Annotated in this window: 17 protein-coding genes; 7 read left to right on the top strand and 10 right to left on the bottom strand. The window is 66.1% G+C overall.

Annotated elements, in window-relative coordinates; all coding sequences use genetic code 11:
* The first annotated feature begins 88 nt into the window (after positions 1-88).
* The 4 genes from glgA to F6X37_RS16060 all read left to right on the top strand — a co-directional run bounded on the left by glgA (position 89) and on the right by F6X37_RS16060 (position 4864).
* Complete coding sequence (glgA, locus tag F6X37_RS16075; RefSeq protein ID WP_187612012.1) at positions 89-1549, top strand: glycogen synthase GlgA; 1461 nt, start codon at positions 89-91, stop codon at positions 1547-1549.
* A gap of 269 nt (positions 1550-1818) precedes the next feature.
* Positions 1819-2685 (top strand): pyridoxal kinase PdxY, encoded by an 867-nt coding sequence (pdxY, locus tag F6X37_RS16070; RefSeq protein WP_090803972.1) that lies wholly within the window; start codon positions 1819-1821, stop codon positions 2683-2685.
* A 145-nt stretch (positions 2686-2830) separates the two neighbouring features.
* Positions 2831-3292, top strand: a complete 462-nt coding sequence (locus F6X37_RS16065; RefSeq protein WP_187612011.1) for a hypothetical protein — start codon at positions 2831-2833, stop codon at positions 3290-3292.
* Between the two features lie 420 nt (positions 3293-3712).
* Positions 3713-4864 (top strand): branched-chain amino acid ABC transporter substrate-binding protein, encoded by a 1152-nt coding sequence (locus F6X37_RS16060; protein ID WP_090803969.1) that lies wholly within the window; start codon positions 3713-3715, stop codon positions 4862-4864.
* A 58-nt stretch (positions 4865-4922) separates the two neighbouring features.
* On the opposite strand, the gene F6X37_RS16055 is transcribed toward F6X37_RS16060, so the two are convergent.
* Entirely contained in the window at positions 4923-6851 is a 1929-nt protein-coding gene (locus F6X37_RS16055) for a DUF3857 domain-containing transglutaminase family protein (RefSeq protein WP_410451372.1), read from the bottom strand.
* Between the two features lie 187 nt (positions 6852-7038).
* On the bottom strand, positions 7039-7701 hold the full coding sequence (locus F6X37_RS16050; protein WP_187612009.1) for a hypothetical protein: 663 nt from the start codon (positions 7699-7701) through the stop codon (positions 7039-7041).
* A gap of 342 nt (positions 7702-8043) precedes the next feature.
* On the opposite strand from F6X37_RS16050, the gene F6X37_RS36920 reads away from it, so the two are divergent.
* Positions 8044-8178 carry a hypothetical protein gene (locus F6X37_RS36920; protein ID WP_262419944.1) on the top strand — a complete coding sequence of 45 codons (135 nt, stop codon included), beginning with the start codon at positions 8044-8046 and terminating at the stop codon, positions 8176-8178.
* A gap of 278 nt (positions 8179-8456) precedes the next feature.
* Here F6X37_RS36920 and hutG read toward each other — a convergent pair whose 3' ends face one another.
* From hutG to F6X37_RS16010, 8 genes are all read right to left on the bottom strand, one after another.
* Positions 8457-9269 carry an N-formylglutamate deformylase gene (hutG, locus tag F6X37_RS16045; RefSeq protein WP_187612008.1) on the bottom strand — a complete coding sequence of 271 codons (813 nt, stop codon included), beginning with the start codon at positions 9267-9269 and terminating at the stop codon, positions 8457-8459.
* A 51-nt stretch (positions 9270-9320) separates the two neighbouring features.
* Entirely contained in the window at positions 9321-10706 is a 1386-nt protein-coding gene (locus tag F6X37_RS16040; protein ID WP_187612007.1) for a formimidoylglutamate deiminase, read from the bottom strand.
* Positions 10707-10721: 15 nt separating this feature from the next.
* Positions 10722-11951, bottom strand: coding sequence for an imidazolonepropionase (hutI, locus tag F6X37_RS16035; protein WP_184032855.1), 1230 nt, complete (start codon positions 11949-11951; stop codon positions 10722-10724).
* 84 nt (positions 11952-12035) lie between these two features.
* The gene (locus F6X37_RS16030) at positions 12036-12686 is read right to left on the bottom strand and encodes a HutD family protein (RefSeq protein WP_187612006.1); all 651 of its coding nucleotides are present in this window, start codon (positions 12684-12686) and stop codon (positions 12036-12038) included.
* Positions 12687-12694: 8 nt separating this feature from the next.
* Positions 12695-14383 (bottom strand): urocanate hydratase, encoded by a 1689-nt coding sequence (gene hutU, locus F6X37_RS16025; protein ID WP_187612005.1) that lies wholly within the window; start codon positions 14381-14383, stop codon positions 12695-12697.
* A gap of 61 nt (positions 14384-14444) precedes the next feature.
* Complete coding sequence (gene hutC / locus F6X37_RS16020; RefSeq protein WP_090803957.1) at positions 14445-15140, bottom strand: histidine utilization repressor; 696 nt, start codon at positions 15138-15140, stop codon at positions 14445-14447.
* A 25-nt stretch (positions 15141-15165) separates the two neighbouring features.
* A complete protein-coding gene (hutH, locus tag F6X37_RS16015) occupies positions 15166-16686 on the bottom strand; it encodes a histidine ammonia-lyase (protein WP_090803955.1) in 1521 nt (506 codons plus the stop codon).
* Between the two features lie 329 nt (positions 16687-17015).
* Complete coding sequence (locus F6X37_RS16010) at positions 17016-17939, bottom strand: LysR family transcriptional regulator (RefSeq protein ID WP_090803954.1); 924 nt, start codon at positions 17937-17939, stop codon at positions 17016-17018.
* Positions 17940-18097: 158 nt separating this feature from the next.
* Here F6X37_RS16010 and F6X37_RS16005 point away from each other — a divergent pair, with 158 nt between their 5' ends.
* Both F6X37_RS16005 and F6X37_RS16000 read left to right on the top strand, forming a co-directional pair.
* Entirely contained in the window at positions 18098-19012 is a 915-nt protein-coding gene (locus F6X37_RS16005) for an NAD-dependent epimerase/dehydratase family protein (RefSeq protein ID WP_187612004.1), read from the top strand.
* A gap of 130 nt (positions 19013-19142) precedes the next feature.
* Positions 19143-19325 carry a hypothetical protein gene (locus F6X37_RS16000; RefSeq protein ID WP_018418561.1) on the top strand — a complete coding sequence of 61 codons (183 nt, stop codon included), beginning with the start codon at positions 19143-19145 and terminating at the stop codon, positions 19323-19325.
* Positions 19326-19350: the final 25 nt, after the last annotated feature.

The raw sequence follows: 19350 nt of genomic DNA, 5'->3' as shown, positions 1-19350 counted from the left end.
TCACCTTGCTTCACCCGGCTTCGCCCGAACCACCGCTGACTATTTGCCGACCCCGAGCAACCCTGCCACCCCGACAGAGACCCGGCCTATGACGATTCGCGCGCTGCACGTCGCAAGCGAGCTGTATCCCCTCCTCAAAACGGGCGGTCTCGCCGACGTCGCGGGCGCGCTGCCGTCCGCGTTGATCGAGCGCGGCGCCGACGTGCGCGTGCTGCTGCCGGGCTTTCCGGCCGTGCTCGCCGGCCTGCGCGATCTGCAGCCGGTCGCGCAACTGGGCAGCCGCTTCGGCGCGCCGAACGTGACGCTCGAACGCGGCACGCTGCCCACCAACGGGCTCGCCGTCTACGTGATCCGCGCCGCGTCGCTGTACGATCGCCCCGGCAACCCGTATCTGAACGATGAACACGTGCCGTACGGCGACAACGCGCAGCGCTTCGCGCTGCTCGGCTGGGTCGCCGCGCAACTCGCGCAGCAAACGGACCCGACGTGGTCGCCGCAGATCGTCCACGCGCACGACTGGCACGCGGGGCTCGCGCCCGCCTACCTGAAGGCCGCCGAACGCGAGCACGGCCGCGCGCCCGCGCGCAGCGTGTTCACGATCCACAACCTCGCCTACCAGGGGATTTTTCCCGCGCATCAGTTCGGCCTGCTCGGCCTGCCGCACGATTTCTTCAACATGCACGGCGTCGAGTTTTATGGTCAGCTGTCGTTCCTGAAGGCGGGGCTCTACTACGCCGAGCGCATCACGACCGTCAGCCCGACCTATGCGCGCGAAATCCAGACGCTCGCGCACGGCGGCGGGCTCGATGCGCTGCTGCGCCATCGTGCGCACGATCTGAGCGGCATCCTGAACGGCGTCGACTACACGGTGTGGAATCCCGCCACCGATACGCTGCTCGCGACGCACTACAGCGCGTCGAGGCTGGCGGGCAAGCTCGCCTGCAAGGAAGCGCTGCAAAAGCGCTTCGGCCTCGTGCAGAGAAGCGACGCGCTGCTGTTCGGCGTCGTCAGCCGGCTGACCGAGCAGAAGGGCCTCGATCTGCTGCTCGGCGCGGTGCCCGAGATCGTCAAGCGCGGCGGGCAACTGGTCGTGTTCGGCACCGGCGATCCGGCGCTCGAGAATGGCCTCAGGATGGTCGCGCAGGCGCATCCGGAATCGGTCGCGGTCGAGCTTGGCTTCGATGAAACCCTCGCGCATACGATCATCGCCGGCAGCGACGTAGTCGCGGTGCCGTCGCGCTTCGAGCCGTGCGGGCTCACCCAGCTCTATGCGCTCGCCTACGGGTCGCTGCCGCTCGTGCACTGCATCGGCGGGCTCGCGGATACGGTCGCCGACTCATCGCTCGAAAACCTCGCCGACGATTTCGCCACCGGCTTCGTGTTCGAACGCTTCGATCCGAAGGGACTCGCCTCGGCGATCCGCCGCGCGTTCGCGCTGTACGGACGCCGCACCGAATGGAAGGCCACGCAGCGCCGCGCGATGCGCCAGGACTTCGGCTGGGGCGCGTCGGCCGACCGCTATCTGGCCTTGTATCGCGAACTCGTCTGAAGCATCCGGCCGCACGTTGAACGGTCAGGTTTCGTTAATCTTCACGCGCGTTTGATGGTTCGGCGCAACAGCACGGGGACGGATCAACTCGCGGCTGTCAAACTCCTGTATCGTTTGCTGGCTTGCCGGCTATGCAGTTCGTGGGTTTTTCCTGCACCATCTGTATCAGGCATGTCTGCCGCACGGCGGCCGGGCCATCGGCCCGCCCGCGCGAGCCTCCCCTTCCAGTGTTTTGTTGACCGCGCATGACCGGTTGCGCGAGCCTTACCATGACGAAAAACGTTCTGAGCATCCAGTCCCATGTCGTGTTCGGTCACGCCGGCAACAGCGCGGCCGTGTTTCCGATGTGCCGGCTCGGCGTCAACGTGTGGCCGCTCAACACCGTGCAGCTCTCGAATCACACGCAATACGGGCATTGGAGCGGCAGCGCGATCGACGCATCGCAGATGGAAGATCTCGTCGACAGCATCGGCGCGATCGGCATGCTGCCGCGCTGCGACGCAGTGGTTTCCGGCTATCTCGGCACGAAGGAACAGGCGCAGGCGGTGATTGACATCGTCAAGGCCGTGAAGGCGGCCAATCCCCGCGCCTGGTACTTTTGCGATCCGGTGATGGGCGCCACGGGCGGCTACAAGGTCGAGCCCGGCATCCAGGAATTCCTCGTGAAAGAAATGCCGCAAGTCGCCGACGGGATCGCGCCGAATCACATCGAATTGCAGCGCCTCGTCGGTCGCGAGATCGAGACGTTCGAGGAAGCCGTCACCGCGTGCCGCGAGCTGCTCGCGCGTGGGCCGAAGCTCGTGCTCGTCAAGCATCTGCTCGATCGCAACAGCCCCGCCGACCGCTTCAACATGCTCGTCGTCACCGAACGCGAAGCATGGATGGGACAGCGTCCGCTCTATCCGTTCGCGCGCCAGCCGGTCGGCGTCGGCGATCTGACGAGCGCGGTCTTCGTCGCGCGCACGCTGCTAGGCGATTCGATCCGCTCGGCCTTCGAGCACACGCTCGCCGCGGTCAACGCGGTCGTCAAGGCGACCTGGCAGGCCGGACGCTATGAACTCGAACTGGTGGCGATGCAAAATGAAATCGCCCAGCCGCGCGAGTGGTTCGATGCGTGGGTCGCGGAAACCGCTTAGATAACTTAGACACGTCGCTCGTTGCCGAGCGCCCTCGCCAGCACCCTGCTGGCGGCCGTCCTATAATGCGTGCCGCGTGGACCAGGGCTTGCGCCCTCGCGCCACGGCATTTTCAGCATCCGGCATTCAGCAGACGAGGCATTCGATGGACGGTCATATCCGCAGCGAGCGGGAAGAATTTTTTGAGCAGTTGTGCATCAGCGTCGACGCGGACGAAGCGCACGAACAGGAAGCGATCGAGTTCTTCGAGAACCAGTTCGACCAGCCCGACTTCGATCCCGCGCAATGGCTCGATATCGCGCTCTACTACTCGGCCGCCGTCGCGCGCGGCATCGTCGAGATGGTGACGGCCGACGACAAGGCACGCAGCAACATCGCCGAAATCATCGCCGGCAATCTCGACATCTCGTACGGCGAGGACGACTGCCAGCAGTTCGCCGAGACGATCGAATTCGCGCTGAACAACGGCGTGCCGGTCGATCTCGACGTGGTGCTCGACGGCTGCCAGCGCGCGATCGACGATCTCGACACGTGGGCCGACGAAGACACGAAGGCGCCGCTTTTGCGTCTGCGTGAAGAGCTGCTGCGCCAGCAAGGCGAGCGCTAGGCAAAAGGCTCGAATCTCCTCCGACAACGCAACACCGCAACACCGGCCGGCGCGCTCGCGCCGGCTTCTTAAGCATATGCCGTAATCCGCAGCCCAGGCGGACCTTCGCACGGCAAGCCAGCTTGCATGCCTCACGCACGCTCCATGTGCACCACATGCACCTGTTGCCGCCTATGCCGAAATGCTCATCCAAAACGCCACGAATTGCCAAGACGACGGCAATTTGGCTTTCTATATTCGCCCCAGATTGACGTCGCGAACACACTGCGAGGCTCAACGCCAGTGCGCGTATTCCAGCATTGTGAGCGGCGAGCGATCCTTCGTAGTCTTGCGATGCGCGAGGGCTTGCCTCGGCCTCACGTGTCGTACCGCTTTGCTGTCGTACCGCTTTCATAACAACCGTCGATGCAAGGAGAGACCATGAGTCTTCGCAACACGCTGAAACCGCTGGCCATGCTCGTGGGTGCGATGTTTGCCGTCGCGCCTGTTGCCAGTTTCGCCGACGACCTGCCGGTCAAGATCGGCTTTGCCGCGCCGCTGACGGGCGCCAATGCCGGCTACGGCAAGGATCTGGAAAACGGTGTGCGGCTCGCGATCGACGAAGCCAACGCGCAGAAGATCAAGATCGGCGACAAGGTCGCGCACTTCGAGATCGTCTCGCAGGACGACCAGGCCGACCCGCGTGTCGGCGTGCAGGCCGCGCAGAAGCTGGTCGACTCGGGCGTCGCGGTGGTCGTCGGCCACTTCAACTCGGGCACGACGATCCCGGCCTCGCAGGTCTACGAGCAGGCTGGCATTCCGGTGCTCGATCCCGCCGCGACGAATCCGATCATCACGGGCCGCGGCTTCGCGAACACCTTCATGGTGATTTCGACCGACGCGCAGAACGCCGGCAATGCGGGCGCCTATGCCGTCGACGTGACGAAGGCCAGGCGCATCGCGATCATCGACGATCGCACCGCGTTCGGCCAGGGCGAAGCCGACGAGTTCGAGAAGGCCGTGAAGGCGCACGGCGGCAACATCGTCGCGCGCGACTACACCGACAACCACGCGGTCGACTTCAGCACGCAGATCACCAAGTTCAAGGGCGCCAATGCCGACCTCGTGTTCTTCGCCGGCCTCGACAGCCAGGCGGCGGGCTTCGCGCGGCGCATGAAGCAGCTCGGCCTGAACGCACAGCTGGTCGGCGGCGGCGGCGTGATGGACGAGGACTTCATCAAGCTCGCGGGCGATGCGTCCGACGGCGCGATGGCCTGGGAATACGGCCGCCCGCTCGCGCAACTGCCGGGTGGCAAGGACTTCAACGCGAAGTTCAAGAAGCGCTTCGGCGCGGACGTGCTGTCGTATGCGCCGTTCGGCTACGACGGCGCGTGGGTCGCGATCAAGGCGATGCAGCAGGCCAAATCCGACTCGCCGAACGTGTACCGTCCGGCGCTCAAGTCGATCGACTACGACGGCGTGACCGGCAAGATCTCGTTCGACAGCACCGGCGCGTTGAAGAGCGGCGCGTCGACGCTGTATCAGGTGAAGAACGGCGCGTGGGTGCCGGTCGTGACGAAGAGCGGCACCTAAGCTCCACGTCCGGTAGATCGTCGCGGCCCTGCCCGGCGCGTGGCCGGCGCGGGGCGCGCTACTGCCACGCGCTCGCCGCCCGGACGACCACCTCGGCATCGAGATCGCGCTCGATGCGCACGAGGGCGTCGCGAATCGCCGCGAATTCGTTTGGGGTACACATCTGATGGCCGAACGCGGCGCGCAGATGCCGGTTGACCTGCAACGTGCGCGTCGCCGGATCGAAGACGTAGTGCGACGCAAACGTGAGCAACGGGTCCTCGACCGTGCTGTCGGTCGGCAGGTCGGTCACGCGCACGAAGCGCGGCAAGCTCATTTCCAGCGTTTCATCGAACTCCCCGCCGATGCACGCCCACGGTTGCGTTCTGACGGGCTCCGCGAGCCACGCCTCGACCTGCGAGCCCATGCCGCCGGCGAGGCTCGTCAGCGCCCGCACAGCAGTCGTGCCGTCCGGCCAGATCAGATGCGGCACGCTGCCCTGCATCGACGTCGCGAACGGACCGCCGGTCACGGCGACGTCGTCGGTCTGCAATTGCGCGGAGCCGTGCAAGCCCGTTTGCAGCAGACGCCTGGCGGCAAGCTGCTGCGCGCCCTGGCGCGTCGCGCGGCGGAACGTGTTGCGTTCGAGCTCCGCGGTATAGCCCCGATCTTCGACGCGGTACGCATAATGTGCGGTGCCGTTTTCGTCGATGTCGATCTGCACGCGCGCCTTGCGTTCGCGCCGTTGAGTGGCCGGCGTGCGCGCGAGCACGCCGTCGTCGACGAGCAGCACCGGCCGGTCCATGACGCCGCCAGGCAGATAGCCGAACGCGGTGCCGCCCGCCGTCGTGTCCGCGAATTGCGCCAGCTCGGGAATCCAGATGATCGCGTGATTGATCGCGCTCGCGCCGTAGCCGGGGACCTCGGGCAACGTGTAGTACGGACCGAGATTGAGCAGCACCGGCTCGCTGCGAATGCCGGCGGCCGCGAGCAGCGCGCCGTATAGCGCGACGTGGTCCTTGCAGTCGCCATAGCGGTTGCGCAGGATGTCGGCCGCCTTGTGCGGAATCGCCGCCGTCTCGCCGAGAAAAAGCGCGACGTAGCGGATGTTCAGACGCGTCCAGTCGTACAGCGCGCGGGCTTTGTCGCGAGGATCGGTAAGGCCGGCCGTCAGTTGCTGTGCGAGACCGATGATCGCGGGATCGTCGCGGGTCGCGTCGTTCTCGGCGGGACCGCGATAGCGCGCGGCGAAGCTCGCGAAGTCCGGCACCGTCGACACCATCAGCCGGTCGCCCCAGTTCGCGTAGCCGACCGCGCCCGCTTCGAGCCGCGCATAGGGGCCGTGCCGGTAGTCGAACTCGTAGCGCGTGCGGCCGTTCGCGGTGACGGGCGGCATCGCGACATAGCCGCGCGCATCCGCATAGAGCGGCACGTCGGCGGGAAGATCGAAGATCAGACGCTGCTCGTCGACGGGCTGGAGCGACGGCTCGACCAGATAGGCGAAGGTGCCCGCTTGCAGCGGCTTCGCGCGGGTCTTGCGAAATTCCAGGTGCACGCGCGAGCCGATCGTGACGCCGGGGAAGATCACGGTGCGCAACACACCGTCCTCGAAGCTCGGCGCGCCGGACGAGCGCGGCTCCTGCACGTCGCGGATCGCCTCGGGACCGACCGCATGCGCGGTGCCGTCGGGGTCGATCGTTTCGGCGGCCAACTGTTGCACCTGCTCGATGTCCTTGTTGAACCACACGTAGCGTTGCGCGATCTCGTCGACGCCGCTGGCCGTGTCCGCGCGCATCAGCGTGTCGTCGTGTTCCTCGACGGAACCGTCTTTCTGGATCACGAACAAATGGACGTCGCGCTCGATCGTCGCAGGGGCACGTTCGTTGGTGGAGGTGACGATTTCGCCGGCTGCCGCGCAAAAGGGCAAGACGATGCCGCTCGCGGCGGATAGCGCGGCAAGCAACGCCGCGGCGCGCACGCCGCGCACGCGGCACGCGAGCCCGATCATCGCGATCGACGTGTGCGCCAACGTGACGCCGACGTTCCCCAAGATCCACCTCGGACAGGTTCGTGTCGTCGTTGTAGCACATCGCCGACCCGTGCGTTTCGGGCCGGGGTCGGCGTTGCCGCGTCGAGCTCGAGCGGCATTGGAGTCACAGGCGCACCCGCGACGCAGCGGCCGGCGTCGATCGTCTTCACTCGCCGTCGTCGAGCTGGCTCAGCAGCGCCTGCAGTTTTTCCACGTGCCGCAGCAGCATGTGCCGGTGCTTGTCGATCTGTTCCAGCCGGCCCTCCAGGTCGGCTTGAATGCGGTCGTCGAGTTCGGCCGCAGCCATCACGTCCTCGACCTTCGCGCGCATCGATGCAAGCTCCACCGGCGCGTGCAGCAGATGCCGCTCGAAGCGCCGCACTTCCTGCGTCGCGAGATCGCGCACCTTGCGAAAATGCGCATGACGGCGGTGCGCTTCGACATCGAGCGTTTCTTCCTCGAGGCGTCGCGCGGGCGGCGGCTGCCCAAAAATCGGCTCGGGCCGCAACACCGTCTTCTTGCGCACCGGATGCGCGGTGCCCCGAAAGCGCGCGAGCGGCTGCTCGTTGTCGATCGCCTCGCGCGCATTCGGCGGGATCTCGTGACCGGTGTGCGGCACGTTCATCCAGCCGCCCGGCAAACCGGTGACGGCCTCGACGCCGCGCACGAATTCCTCGCTGAATTCGCGTTGGCCCGACAGCATCAGCTTCAGGTAGCTCGCGGAAAACGTCATCATGCGCGCGAGCCGGCTCGCGGCGCCGACCTCGCTGGTCAGCAACACCAGGTTCGCGCGCCAGACTGGCAGCAGCAATTCGTCGGAATCTTCCATCGCTGGGTCTTCCATCTTTTCGCCTGATGAATCGATGACCGCATCGCGCATGTCATCGTTTTGAAAGGGTCGTCGTCTCGCGGTGTCACGTGCGATGCCGCTATGCCGCTTTGCGTGCGGTGGAGCCCAGATGTCGAAGGTACACATTTGACACGGTACGCACCGGCCAATTCAGCGCAAAGCGCGTTAAAACAGGGCTTACGACACATCGCCTGTTGCATTGACACACGTATTCGCGCGCCGGTCCTATCCGCGGCCGCTTGATGTGGCATGCTTACACGCCGATGCGGCACGCGTCGTGCTGCATGGCTTGCTCCACAACACTGACTTAAGGGTTTTGTAATGAAGAAAATCGTTCTCGCCATCGCCGCAGCCGTTGCCACGCTGAGCGCGATCGTCCCCGCTCAGGCCGATGAGCATCACCACGAGTGCCATAAGGTGCGCGTGCATCATCATTGGGAAAAGCGCTGCCACTAATGGCGGTGAAACCGTGTCCGATGGACGCGGTGCACATCAAAAAGCCCCGCTTTCGCGGGGCTTTTTTTCATGGCGCGCCGCGTCTTGAAACAGCCGGCGCACGATACGCTGTGCGCGCTCGACGCTCAAACCATTCCATATGAACGCGCCGGCACGCAATCACGGACACATGCTGTTACACCTTCGCGATACGCTGACCGATGCAGGCCGACGCGGACCGCGATGCCGCGCGTTCCTGCAGCAATCGTGATCCGCGTGGTGAGAAAGGAATACAAGCTTCAGGCGCATTTCACGCGAGCGAGAGCCGTCGTTACCAGCGCTTCGAGCAGCGGCGCGACCTTCGCGGCGAGGTCTTCATCGTATGCATAAGGCAGGCGCTCTTCCATGTAGGTGATCTGCGACAGCTCGAGTTGCACCGCATGCACGCCCTGCTCGGGCTGCCCGTATTGCCGCGTGATATAGCCGCCCTTGAAGCGGCCATTCGCGATCGCCGTATAGCCGCCGTGACGCCCGACCAGCGCGGCCAGTTCGTCAGCCAGGCCCGGCGCGGCGCTCGCACCGTTCGACGTGCCGAAGTTGAAATCCGGCAGACGTCCGTCGAAAAAACGCGGCACGCGCGAGCGGATCGAATGCGCTTCCCACAGCAGCACCTTGCCGTGCTTCGCCTTCAGCGCCGCGAGCTCGCCGGTCAGCGCGTCGTGATACGGCTTCCAGTAAGCGTCGCGACGGCGCGCGACTTCGGCGTCGTCGGGCAGATGGCCGTCGCGATAGAGCGGCTCCTTGTCGAACGTGTCGACCGGCAGCAGACCCGTAGTGTCCTGCCCCGGGTACAGGTTCGCGCCGTCGGGCGGACGATTCAGGTCGACCACGTAGCGCGCGTAGGTCGGCGTCAGGATCGACGCGCCGAGGCGCTTCGCGAATGCGTACAGGCGATCGAGATGCCAGTCGCAATCGTCGGTGCGTTGCGCGACCGGTGTCATCGTCACGGCGATGTCGGCGGGGATTTGCATGCCCAGATGCGGGATCGAGATCAGCAGCGGCAGGCTTCCCTGATGCAGCGAGAAAACCGGCGTGAGGTTCGAAGCAGTCATGTCAGTCCGGAATCGGTGGGATCGGAGAATCAGTTCGGCGGGTCATGGCCGTTATTTGAGCAGTTCCGCGAGCGCCGCGCGATAGCGTGCATAGGCACCCTCTTCGTCGCGATGCCGGCGATCGTCGACAACCCTGACGCCGCCCGCGTAGACGTCGCGGATCGGCGTATCGCCGTGCTCGCAGAATACGACGCCTGACAGCCACGCCTCGCGCTCATGCCCGGCGATGCTCGTATGGTCGGCGTCGAGCACGAGCCAGTCCGCGCGATGGCCCGGCTGCAACGCGCCGACCGCGCGGCCGGTCGCACGCGCGCCGCCGTCGAGCGCGGCCGCGTACAGACGATCCGCGACATGCGGAGCTTGCGCCGACGCCAGCACGTTGCGCTGCCGGCGCGTCAGACGCTGGCCGTATTCGAGCAGACGCAACTCGGCGCGCCAATCGACGCCGACATGGCTATCCGAGCCGACGCCGATGCGGCCGTGCGCGTCGAGATAGTCTTGCGCGGGAAAAATGCCGTCGCCGAGATTGGCCTCGGTGGTCAGACACAAACCCGCGACCGCGCCGCTCTTCGCGAGCGCGAGCGTTTCGTTCGCATCGACGTGGGTCGCGTGCACGAGACACCAGCGGCTGTCCACATCGAAACGATCGAGCAGCCATTGCACCGGCCGCGTGCCTTCGGTTTCGAGGCACGCGTCGACCTCGGCGGTCTGTTCGGCGATATGGATGTGGACAGGCACGGTTGCGTCGATGCCGCCGAGCAACCTGCGCAGCGAAGCCTCCGATACCGCGCGCAGCGAATGCGGCGCCACGCCGTAACGCAGCGCCGCATGTTCGGGGCGCGCGGCGCGTAGCGTGCCGAGCAGATCGAGCAGGCTCTCAGGCGTATTGATGAAGCGCCGCTGATCGTCGCGCGGCGCGCGCGCGCCGAAGCCGCTGTACTGATACAGCACCGGCAGCATCGTGATGCCGATACCGCTCGCCGATGCCGCGTCCACCACGCGTTGCGCAAGCTCGGCCTGATTCGCGTAGCGCTGGCCGTCCTGCGCGTGGTGCACGTAGTGGAACTCGCACACCGACGTATAGCCCGCCTTCAGCATCTCGATGTAGAGCCACTGCGCGACGCTCGCGAGGCCTTCCGGCGTGATGCGCGCGGCAAAGCGATACATCAGGTCGCGCCACGACCAGAAGTTATCCGTCGCATTGGCGCGATATTCGGTGAGCCCCGCCATCGCGCGCTGAAACGCGTGCGAGTGAAGATTCGGCATGCCTGGCATCAGCGGGCCCGCCGCCTTCGGCACCCCCGCCGGCGCCTCGGGTTGATCCGTCGTGACCGCGGTCAGCGTGCCGTGAGCGTCCCATTCGAGCAGCACGTTGCGGCGCCAGCCCTCAGGCAGATACGCGTCAGCGGCGAACAGCGATTGATTGGATTGCGTCATCTCTCAGGTTCTAGTTCAGGTCACACGCGACTCGCGCCGCGTATAGACGGTTTCGCCCGCGCGCACGACGCGCGCGCAGAGCGGCCGGCCAATCCAGTAAGCGAGCTCCGCCAGCGAATCGACCGACCACACCGCGAAGTCGGCCGCGCGACCGACCTGCAGCGCACCGTGCCGATCGCTCTTGCCGAGCGCGCGCGCAGCGTGCGTGGTGACGCCTTGCAGCACCTCGGGCACGGTCATGCGAAACAGCGTGCTCGCCATGTTCATCATCAGCAGTAACGAAGTCGCCGGTGAGGTGCCCGGGTTGCTGTCGGTCGAGATCGCGATCGGCACCTCGTAGCGCCGCAGCAGTTCGAGCGGCGGCAACTGGGTCTCGCGGATGAAGTAGTACGCGCCCGGCAGCAGCACCGCGACGGTGCCCGCTTCCTTCATCGCGGCGACGCCGGCTTCGTCGAGAAACTCCAGGTGATCCGCCGACAGCGCGCGATGCCGTGCCGCGAGCGCGGTGCCGCCGCCGTTCGACAACTGCTCGGCGTGCATCTTGACCGGCAGCTCGTAGCGCGCGGCCGCGTTGAACACGCGCTCACTCTGTTCCAGCGAAAAACCGATGCGCTCGCAGAACACGTCGACCGCATCGACGAGGCCTTCGTCCGCGAGCGCGGGCAGCATCGTGTTGCAGACTTCGTCGATATACGCGTCCGCTCGGCCCGCGAATTCAGGCGGCAACGCGTGCGCGCCGAGAAACGTCGTATAGACCGTGACCGGATAGCGCTCGCCGAGTTGCCGCGCGACGCGCAGCATCTTGCGCTCGCTCGCGAGGTCGAGACCGTAGCCCGATTTGATTTCGATCGCCGTCACGCCTTCGGCGAGCAGCGGTTCGAGCCGCGCGGCCGCTTGCGTGAACAGCGACGCTTCGTCCGCGGCGCGCGTCGCGCGCACCGTCGACACGATGCCGCCGCCCTGTCGCGCGATTGCTTCGTAGCTGACGCCCGCGAGCCGCTGCGCGAATTCGTCGGCGCGCTGGCCGCCGTACACGAGGTGCGTATGGCAATCGATCAGGCCCGGCGTCACCCATGCGCCGCGCAGATCTTCGCGCGGCCATGCGGCATAGGGCGTGGGTAAATCGGCGAAAGCGCCGAGCCACGCGATACGGCCGCCGTCGACCGCAATCGCGGCATCGGCGAGCGTGTGGCGAGGATCGCCCTGCGGGCACAAATTCAGGTGATGCCAGACGGTTTGCTTCATCGCGTGCTCTTTGCCGCTCGTTGCGTGTCTGTGGATGGGTTGTCCGTAATGGAGCGCATGTGAGGCCCTATCACGGTTGATTCGTCATCGCGTGTAGCGGATCGTGATCGCGAGCACCGCGCCGTCGCCCGTCAGCGTGCAAGTGAGCGCGTTCGGCCCGTCGACGCGCAGCGTATCGCCGGTGTCGAGCCGCACGGCTTGCGCGTGGTCCGCCGCCAGTCCGACCGTGACCGCGCCGCCCGCGCAAAACAGCAGCGCCACGTCGCCGTCGAGCACGCGCGGCGCATCCTGCCGCGTGCCAGTGCGCCACACGTCCAACTCGCCCTGCGCCACGTCGCGCCGCACCATCAGGTTGAAGTCGCGCGTCGCGCCGTCGACGAGCCGCGCGTCGATGCGCGTCGCGCCATCGAAGCGCGCGATGTCGAGCGGCTGCCGCAACACATGCGTCGAGGCGACGCCCGCGTCGCCCAGCTCATCGAGCAGCATGCCCGCGCCAGACAGCAACACCAGCGTCCGGTCGACGCCGTCGAAGCGCGAGAACGGTCCCGCCTGCGCAACCTCGGCGACGCTCACGCGCCACACGAAGTCGGCGCTCGCCGCACCCTGCCCGCCGCCTGGCGACGGAAACGCCGCGACCTCACGCGTGAGCCCGCCGCCGTTTTTCCACGGCGCCGCCACGAGGTCGGCGCCGCGAATCAGCGTGACGCCTGCCATGCCGCCCGCGTGGTTGGCCATGGTCACGATCAGCGGCCCAGCATCGGCAGATTGAGACCGGCCTCGCGCGCCGTCTGTTGCGCGAGTTCATAGCCCGCATCCGCGTGACGCATCACGCCGGTGGCCGGATCGTTCAACAGCACGCGGCCGAGGCGCTGGTGCGCGGCTTGCGTGCCGTCCGCGACGATCACGACGCCCGCGTGCTGCGAGAAGCCCATGCCGACGCCGCCGCCGTGATGCAACGATACCCACGACGCACCGCCCGCCGTGTTCAGCAGCGCGTTCAGCAACGGCCAGTCGCTGACCGCGTCCGAGCCGTCCTTCATCGATTCGGTTTCGCGGTTCGGGCTCGCGACCGAACCGGTATCGAGGTGATCGCGGCCGATCACGATCGGCGCCTTCAGCTCGCCGTTCCCGACCATTTCGTTGAACGCCTGGCCGAGACGATAGCGATCCTTCACGCCGACCCAGCAGATCCGCGCCGGCAGACCCTGGAACGCGATGCGTTCGCGCGCCATGTCGAGCCAGTTGTGCAGATGCGGATCGTCGGGGATCAGTTCCTTCACCTTCGCATCGGTCTTGTAGATGTCCTCGGGATCGCCCGACAGCGCGACCCAGCGGAACGGGCCCTTGCCTTCGCAGAACAGCGGCCGGATATACGCCGGCACGAAGCCAGGGAAATCGAACGCGTTTTCCACGCCCATTTCGAGCGCCATCTGGCGAATGTTGTTGCCGTAGTCGAGCGTTGCCGCGCCGCGTTCCTGCAGCGTCAGCATTGCCTGCACCTGCGCGGCCATCGACTGCTTGGCCGGCGTGACGATGCTTTCCGGCGCGGTCTTCATGCGCTCGCGCCAGTCGCCGACCGTCCAGCCCTGTGGCAGGTAGCCGTGAATCGGATCGTGCGCGCTCGTCTGGTCGGTCACGCAGTCCGGCGTGATGCCGCGCGCGACGCACTCGGCGAACACGTCGGCGGCATTGCCGAGCAGGCCAACCGAGATCGGCTTGCCGGCGCGCTTCGCTTCGTCGAGCATCGCGAGCGCCTCGTCGAGCGTCTTCGCCTTCTTGTCGACGTAGCGCGTCTTCAGACGGAAGTCGATGCGCGTCTCGTCGCATTCGACCGCGATCATCGAGAAGCCCGCCATCGTCGCCGCGAGCGGCTGCGCGCCGCCCATGCCGCCGAGACCGCCGGTCAGAATCCAGCGGCCCTTCGGGTCACCGTTGAAGTGCTGGTTCGCGACCGCGAAGAAGGTCTCGTAGGTGCCCTGGACGATGCCCTGGCTGCCGATGTAGATCCAGCTGCCCGCGGTCATCTGGCCGTACATCATCAGGCCCTTGCGGTCGAGTTCGTGAAAGTGTTCCCACGTCGCCCAGTGCGGCACGAGGTTCGAGTTCGCGAGCAGCACGCGCGGCGCGTCCGCATGGGTGCGGAACACGCCGACCGGCTTGCCCGACTGAATCAGCAGCGTTTCGTCTTCGTTCAGGTCCTTCAGCGACGCGAGGATCTGATCGAAGCAATCCCAGTTGCGCGCGGCGCGGCCAATGCCGCCGTACACGACGAGCGCGTGCGGGTGCTCGGCGACTTCCGGGTCCAGATTATTCTGGATCATCCGGTACGCGGCTTCCGCGATCCAGGTCTTGCAGGTCTTTTCCGCGCCGTGCGGTGCGCGGATCGTGCGAGTCGGATCGAGACGCGGATCGACGTGTTTCGGATTGTTCATGGTGTCCCTAATCATGCGTGAAGAGGTTCGATAAAGATTCGGCGAAGACGAAAAAGCGAATTCAGAAATGCCCGGTGAAGCGGTAACGGGTGCCCGGATGCCACAGATTCGCGATCGAGGCGACCTCGCCTTGCGACCACGTGCGCCGGTGCAGCACGAGACACGGCTCGCGTTCACTCATGTTCAACAGCTCGCGCGTGATCTCGTCGGCGGCGAGCGCCTCGATGCGGTACTCGACGCGCTGCAGCGGCGCGACGCGCACGAGGTACTGGTTGGGCGTGGTGTTCGTGAAGTCCTGCAGCGCGTATTCGGGTGCGACGGCCGGATTGACCCAGCGTTCCTCGAGCTGCACCGGCTCCTCGTTTTCGAAATGCAGCAGGCGCGAATGAAACACGGGGCTGCCCGCGCTCACCTGCATCTCTTCGGCGAGCGCCGCATCGGCGATGCTGGCGCCGATGTTCAGCACCCTCGCCTGATAGCGATGACCGCGCGCAACGATTTCGTCGGAGATGCTGCGGATCGCTACCAGGGTCGACTCGTACTTGGGACGGGCGACGAAAGTACCCGAGCCTTGTACACGTGTCAGCACCTGCTCCGAGGTCAACTCGCGCAACGCGCGGTTGACCGTCATGCGTGCGACGCTGAATTCGCGCGCAAGCTCGTTTTCGGAGGGCACCTGGTCGCCTTCGGCCCACTCGCCCGCATGAATGCGCGCGAGGATGAAGTCCTTGATGCCCTGATAAGCGGGTGCGTTCATGGGTGTGATCCGCGCTCTCGACGACTCATTGTTCCGACGCGAACGAGAACGGGCTCAGCTTCGCGACCGCGCCGGCCTGCACGAGCTTCGTGACCGCCGCGATGTCCGGCGCGAAGTAGTGATCGAGCTCGTAGTGCGCGACGTCCTTGCGCACGAGGTCCATCACCTTCTGCAGGCTCGGGCTGGTCTTGTGCGGCGCGCGCAGATCGACACCCTGGGCGGCAGCGAGCAGTTCGATCGACAGGATGTTCGCGGTGTTGTCGGCGATATCGCCGAGCTTGCGCGCGGCGAACGTCGCCATCGACACGTGGTCTTCCTGGTTCGCGGACGTAGGCAGCGAATCGACCGAAGCCGGATGCGCGAGCGTCTTGTTTTCCGACGCGAGCGCGGCGGCCGTCACATGCGCAATCATGAAGCCGGAGTTCACGCCGCCATCCTTGACGAGGAACGGCGGCAGGCCCGACAGCGTCGCGTCGATCAGCAGTGCGATGCGGCGTTCGGCGAGCGCGCCGATTTCCGCCACGGCGAGCGCCAGGTTGTCGGCCGCGAACGCGACCGGCTCGGCGTGGAAGTTGCCGCCCGACAGCACTTCGCCGGTGTCCGGGAAAATCAGCGGATTGTCGGAGACCGCGTTCGCTTCCATCAGCAGCGTTTCGGCGGCATTGCGCATCTGGTCCAGACACGCGCCCATCACCTGCGGCTGGCAGCGCAGGCTGTACGGGTCCTGCACCTTGTCGCAATCGGCGTGCGACACGTTGATCGCCGAACCTTGCAGCAGCGAGCGATACGCCGCGGCCGCGTCGATCTGGCCTCGATGGCCGCGCAGTTCGTGGATGCGCGCGTCGAACGGCTTGACCGAGCCCATCGCCGCATCCACCGACAGCGCGCCAGCGACGAGCGCCGTGCGGTACAGGTCTTCGATCGCGAACATGTTGTACAGCGCGAGCGCGGTCGAAGCCTGGGTGCCGTTCAGCAGCGCGAGACCCTCCTTCGCCTGCAGCGTCAGCGGCTTCAGACCGACGAGCGCGAGGCCTTCGGTGGCCGGCATGCGCTCGCCCTTCGCGAACACTTCGCCGACGCCGAGCAGGGTCGCCGACATATGCGCGAGCGGCGCGAGGTCGCCCGATGCGCCGACCGAGCCCTTGACCGGGATCACCGGCAGCACGTCGGCGTTGAACAGCGCGATCAGCGCCTCCATCACCTCGCGGCGGATGCCCGAGTGGCCGCGGCCGAGGCTCGACAGCTTCAGCGCGATCAACAGACGCACGACCGGGCGCGACATCGGCTCGCCGACGCCGACCGCGTGCGACAGCACCAGATTGCGTTGCAGCAGTTCGAGCTGATCGCGCGGAATGTGCGTGCTGGCGAGGCGGCCGAAGCCGGTATTGATGCCATAAGCCGGCTCGCCCCTGGCGGTGATGTCGGCGACGGCCTGCGCGCACGCGTCGATGGCGGCGTGGCTTGCGGGATCGAGTTGCAGGGTGACCTGCTCACGCGCGATCTGGCGCAGTTGCGGGAGGCTCAGGTAGCCGGGCTTCAGAATCATGGTTGTCGTCCTGTCTATACAAGTTCAAATAAGTCTAGCCGGCGGGCCTTGTATATACAACTTGTTTTTCGAGATTTCGTGCCTGGGGATTTCCATTATTTGGCACGTGGCTCGGCGGGAGCGCGGCGGGTTTGGCGGCAGGTCGCAGGCGGCGGGTGCTGGACGCATGGGCCGGCGTGGCCGCCGTGATTTAGCCCACAGTTGTATATACACCTTCGCGGCGCGGGTCGCCATCTGGCCAAAATTGGGCGCTCTCTCGCTGGCGGGAAGCCGGACACGCCGGCTCCGCCGATATCTGGGTTATAGGACAGAAGGCTCTGCGACGCGGATCAGAGCTTGACCCGCGCCGCGATGAAATCCAGAAAGCACTGCACGCGCCCCGCGAGCGATGCGCTCTGGTAGTACACCGCATGCACCGGCTGCCGTTCATCGACGAGCAGGTTGCCGAGAATCGGCACGAGGCGGTTTTCGCGCACGTCGCCGGCGGTCATGAAGTCGGCCAGACAGGCGACGCCCCAGCCGGACAGCGCCAGTTGCCGCAAGGTTTCGCCGCTCGACGCGGTGATCGACGGTTCGATCTTCAGCAGCGCGGCTTCGTCGCGCTGCCCCTTGGCGCGCTTCGTTCCCCTGCCCCCTTCGCGCAACGGCCAGCGATTCAAATGCTCCGGCGCCGTAAAGCCGATCAGCCGATGCGCGTGCAGCGCGTCGAGCGTGGTCGGCTCGCCGTGCTCGGCCAGATACGCCGGGCTCGCGAGCACGCGCAGCCTGCTCTCGCCGAGCGCGCGCGCATGCAGCGTCGAATCCTGCAGCGCGCCGATGCGAATCGCGATGTCGACCTTCTGTTCGAGCAGATCGACGATCCGCTCGTTGCTGGTCAATTCGAGCCGGATCTCCGGATACAGCGCCGAAAACGCGGTCATATGCGGCGCCACGCAATGCAGCATGAACGGCGACGCCGCATCGACGCGCAAGCGCCCCGACGGCCGTTGCCGCCCGCGCGCGACCGACTCCTCGGCCTCTTCGAGCGCGTCGAGGATCGCGCGCGCGCGCCGCAGGAACGCGTCGCCTTCCTCGGTCAGATGCAGACGCCGCGTCGTGCGCCGCACGAGCGCGGTGTCGAGCTTCTGCTCGAGGCGCGTGAGCGCGCGGCTCACGCCGGAGACGGTCTGCCCCAGCTTCTCGGCCGCCGCGGTAATCGAGCCGCTGTCGATCACGGTGACGAACACCAGCAATTCGTCGGTGGAGGTTTTCATTGTTGATTTCAGATCAAGATTGATTTGAGACTAACACGCTTTTTGCGAGAATCCGCGCGAGCGATACTGCGTGCCTGTCGATCGGAGTTGGCGCTTTAGCGCTTACTCCGATCCCATGCAAGAGATTGCGGTCTTGGCATTTCCCTCAGGAGAACGTCTTGAAGATTTTCGTTACTGGCGCAAGCGGTTTCATCGGCGGCTCGATCGCGGCGCATCTGGCGCGCGCCGGCCATCAGGTGCGCGGGCTGATTCGCAAACCCGAACACAGCGGCGAGTTGCAGCGGCTCGGCATCGAGCCCGTGCTCGGCACGCTCGACGACCGCGCGTTGCTGATCGCCGAAGCGCAAGCGGCCGACGCGGTGATCAACGCCGCGAGCAGCGATCACGAAGGCGCGGTACGCGCACTGATCGACGGACTCGCCGGTTCGGGCAAGGTGTTCCTGCACACCAGCGGGTCGAGCATCGTCGGCGATGCGTCGGGCGGCGAAGCGGGTGAAGCACGCATCTATCACGAAGACGCGCTGCCCACCCCGACCGCCGACAAGGCCGCGCGCGTCGCGATCGATCAACTGGTGCTCGACGCCGCGCAACGCAACGTGCGCTCGGCCGTGCTGTGCAACACGCTGATTTACGGTCACGGCGCGGTGGCCGGCAGCGCGAGCGTGCAGTTGCCGCGACTCGTGCGCCAGGCGCAGAAAAGCGGCGTCGTGCGTCATGTGGGCAGCGGCGGCAACGTCTGGTCGAACGTGCATATCGACGACGTCGCCGAGCTGTATCGCCTCGCACTCGATAAAACCCCCGCCGGCACGTTCTATTTCGTCGAAAGCGGCGAAGCATCGTTCCGCGACATGAGCGCCGCGATCGCACGCGCGATGAAGCTCGGCGCGCCGCAGGACTGGCCGCTCGAAGACGCGAAACAGGAATGGGGCTACGAAATGGCCTCGTACGGTCTTGGCTCGAACAGCCGCGTGCGCGGCGAACGCGCGCGCAAACTGCTCGGCTGGCAACCGCGGCGCAGGTCGGTGATCGAATGGATCGAACGCGACATGATGGGGCCGCAAAGCACCGTTTGACGGGGCTTTGCGCGCCGCGCGACGTAAGCTATGTAAGCGCGGTCGTTGCGAATCCGTAAGCTCCTTTCGATAAAATCGCGGGCACCTGACGGTGCGATTCCACCGTCGCGCACACGCCCCGATTCGACCGATGAGCTTCGCGCTGAACTTCGACTGGCTGACTAACCTGATGGCGATTCTGTTCGTCGTCGCGTGTCTGTACGACACGCGCTACGACGAATACGGCGTGCTGACGCTCGCGGCCGCGGCGATGAGCCTCATCGTGATGGCGATGGAAATGTTCCTCAGACCCGCCTTCGAGATGGCGCTGTAGCGAGCTGATGCAGCACAGAGGCGCC

The sequence above is a fragment of the Paraburkholderia sp. 31.1 genome (assembly GCF_014397645.1).
In the GTDB taxonomy this organism is placed as follows: Bacteria; Pseudomonadota; Gammaproteobacteria; order Burkholderiales; family Burkholderiaceae; genus Paraburkholderia; species Paraburkholderia tuberum.
This window is presented reverse-complemented; position numbering and strand designations above follow the sequence as displayed.

What these genes read in the sequence shown, in the direction of transcription:
- glgA (WP_187612012.1), top strand. Translation starts at nt 89, where the DNA reads ATGACGATTCGCGCGCTGCACGTCGCAAGCGAGCTGTATCCCCTCCTC.
- F6X37_RS16055 (WP_410451372.1), bottom strand. Translation starts at nt 6,851, where the DNA reads ATGATCGGGCTCGCGTGCCGCGTGCGCGGCGTGCGCGCCGCGGCGTTG.
- F6X37_RS36920 (WP_262419944.1), top strand. Translation starts at nt 8,044, where the DNA reads ATGAAGAAAATCGTTCTCGCCATCGCCGCAGCCGTTGCCACGCTGAGC.
- hutG (WP_187612008.1), bottom strand. Translation starts at nt 9,269, where the DNA reads ATGACTGCTTCGAACCTCACGCCGGTTTTCTCGCTGCATCAGGGAAGC.
- F6X37_RS16000 (WP_018418561.1), top strand. Translation starts at nt 19,143, where the DNA reads ATGAGCTTCGCGCTGAACTTCGACTGGCTGACTAACCTGATGGCGATT.
- hutC (WP_090803957.1), bottom strand. Translation starts at nt 15,140, where the DNA reads ATGAACGCACCCGCTTATCAGGGCATCAAGGACTTCATCCTCGCGCGC.
- F6X37_RS16010 (WP_090803954.1), bottom strand. Translation starts at nt 17,939, where the DNA reads ATGAAAACCTCCACCGACGAATTGCTGGTGTTCGTCACCGTGATCGAC.
- F6X37_RS16030 (WP_187612006.1), bottom strand. Translation starts at nt 12,686, where the DNA reads ATGGCCAACCACGCGGGCGGCATGGCAGGCGTCACGCTGATTCGCGGC.
- hutH (WP_090803955.1), bottom strand. Translation starts at nt 16,686, where the DNA reads ATGATTCTGAAGCCCGGCTACCTGAGCCTCCCGCAACTGCGCCAGATC.
- F6X37_RS16060 (WP_090803969.1), top strand. Translation starts at nt 3,713, where the DNA reads ATGAGTCTTCGCAACACGCTGAAACCGCTGGCCATGCTCGTGGGTGCG.
- F6X37_RS16065 (WP_187612011.1), top strand. Translation starts at nt 2,831, where the DNA reads ATGGACGGTCATATCCGCAGCGAGCGGGAAGAATTTTTTGAGCAGTTG.
- F6X37_RS16040 (WP_187612007.1), bottom strand. Translation starts at nt 10,706, where the DNA reads ATGACGCAATCCAATCAATCGCTGTTCGCCGCTGACGCGTATCTGCCT.
- hutI (WP_184032855.1), bottom strand. Translation starts at nt 11,951, where the DNA reads ATGAAGCAAACCGTCTGGCATCACCTGAATTTGTGCCCGCAGGGCGAT.
- pdxY (WP_090803972.1), top strand. Translation starts at nt 1,819, where the DNA reads ATGACGAAAAACGTTCTGAGCATCCAGTCCCATGTCGTGTTCGGTCAC.
- F6X37_RS16050 (WP_187612009.1), bottom strand. Translation starts at nt 7,701, where the DNA reads ATGGAAGATTCCGACGAATTGCTGCTGCCAGTCTGGCGCGCGAACCTG.
- hutU (WP_187612005.1), bottom strand. Translation starts at nt 14,383, where the DNA reads ATGAACAATCCGAAACACGTCGATCCGCGTCTCGATCCGACTCGCACG.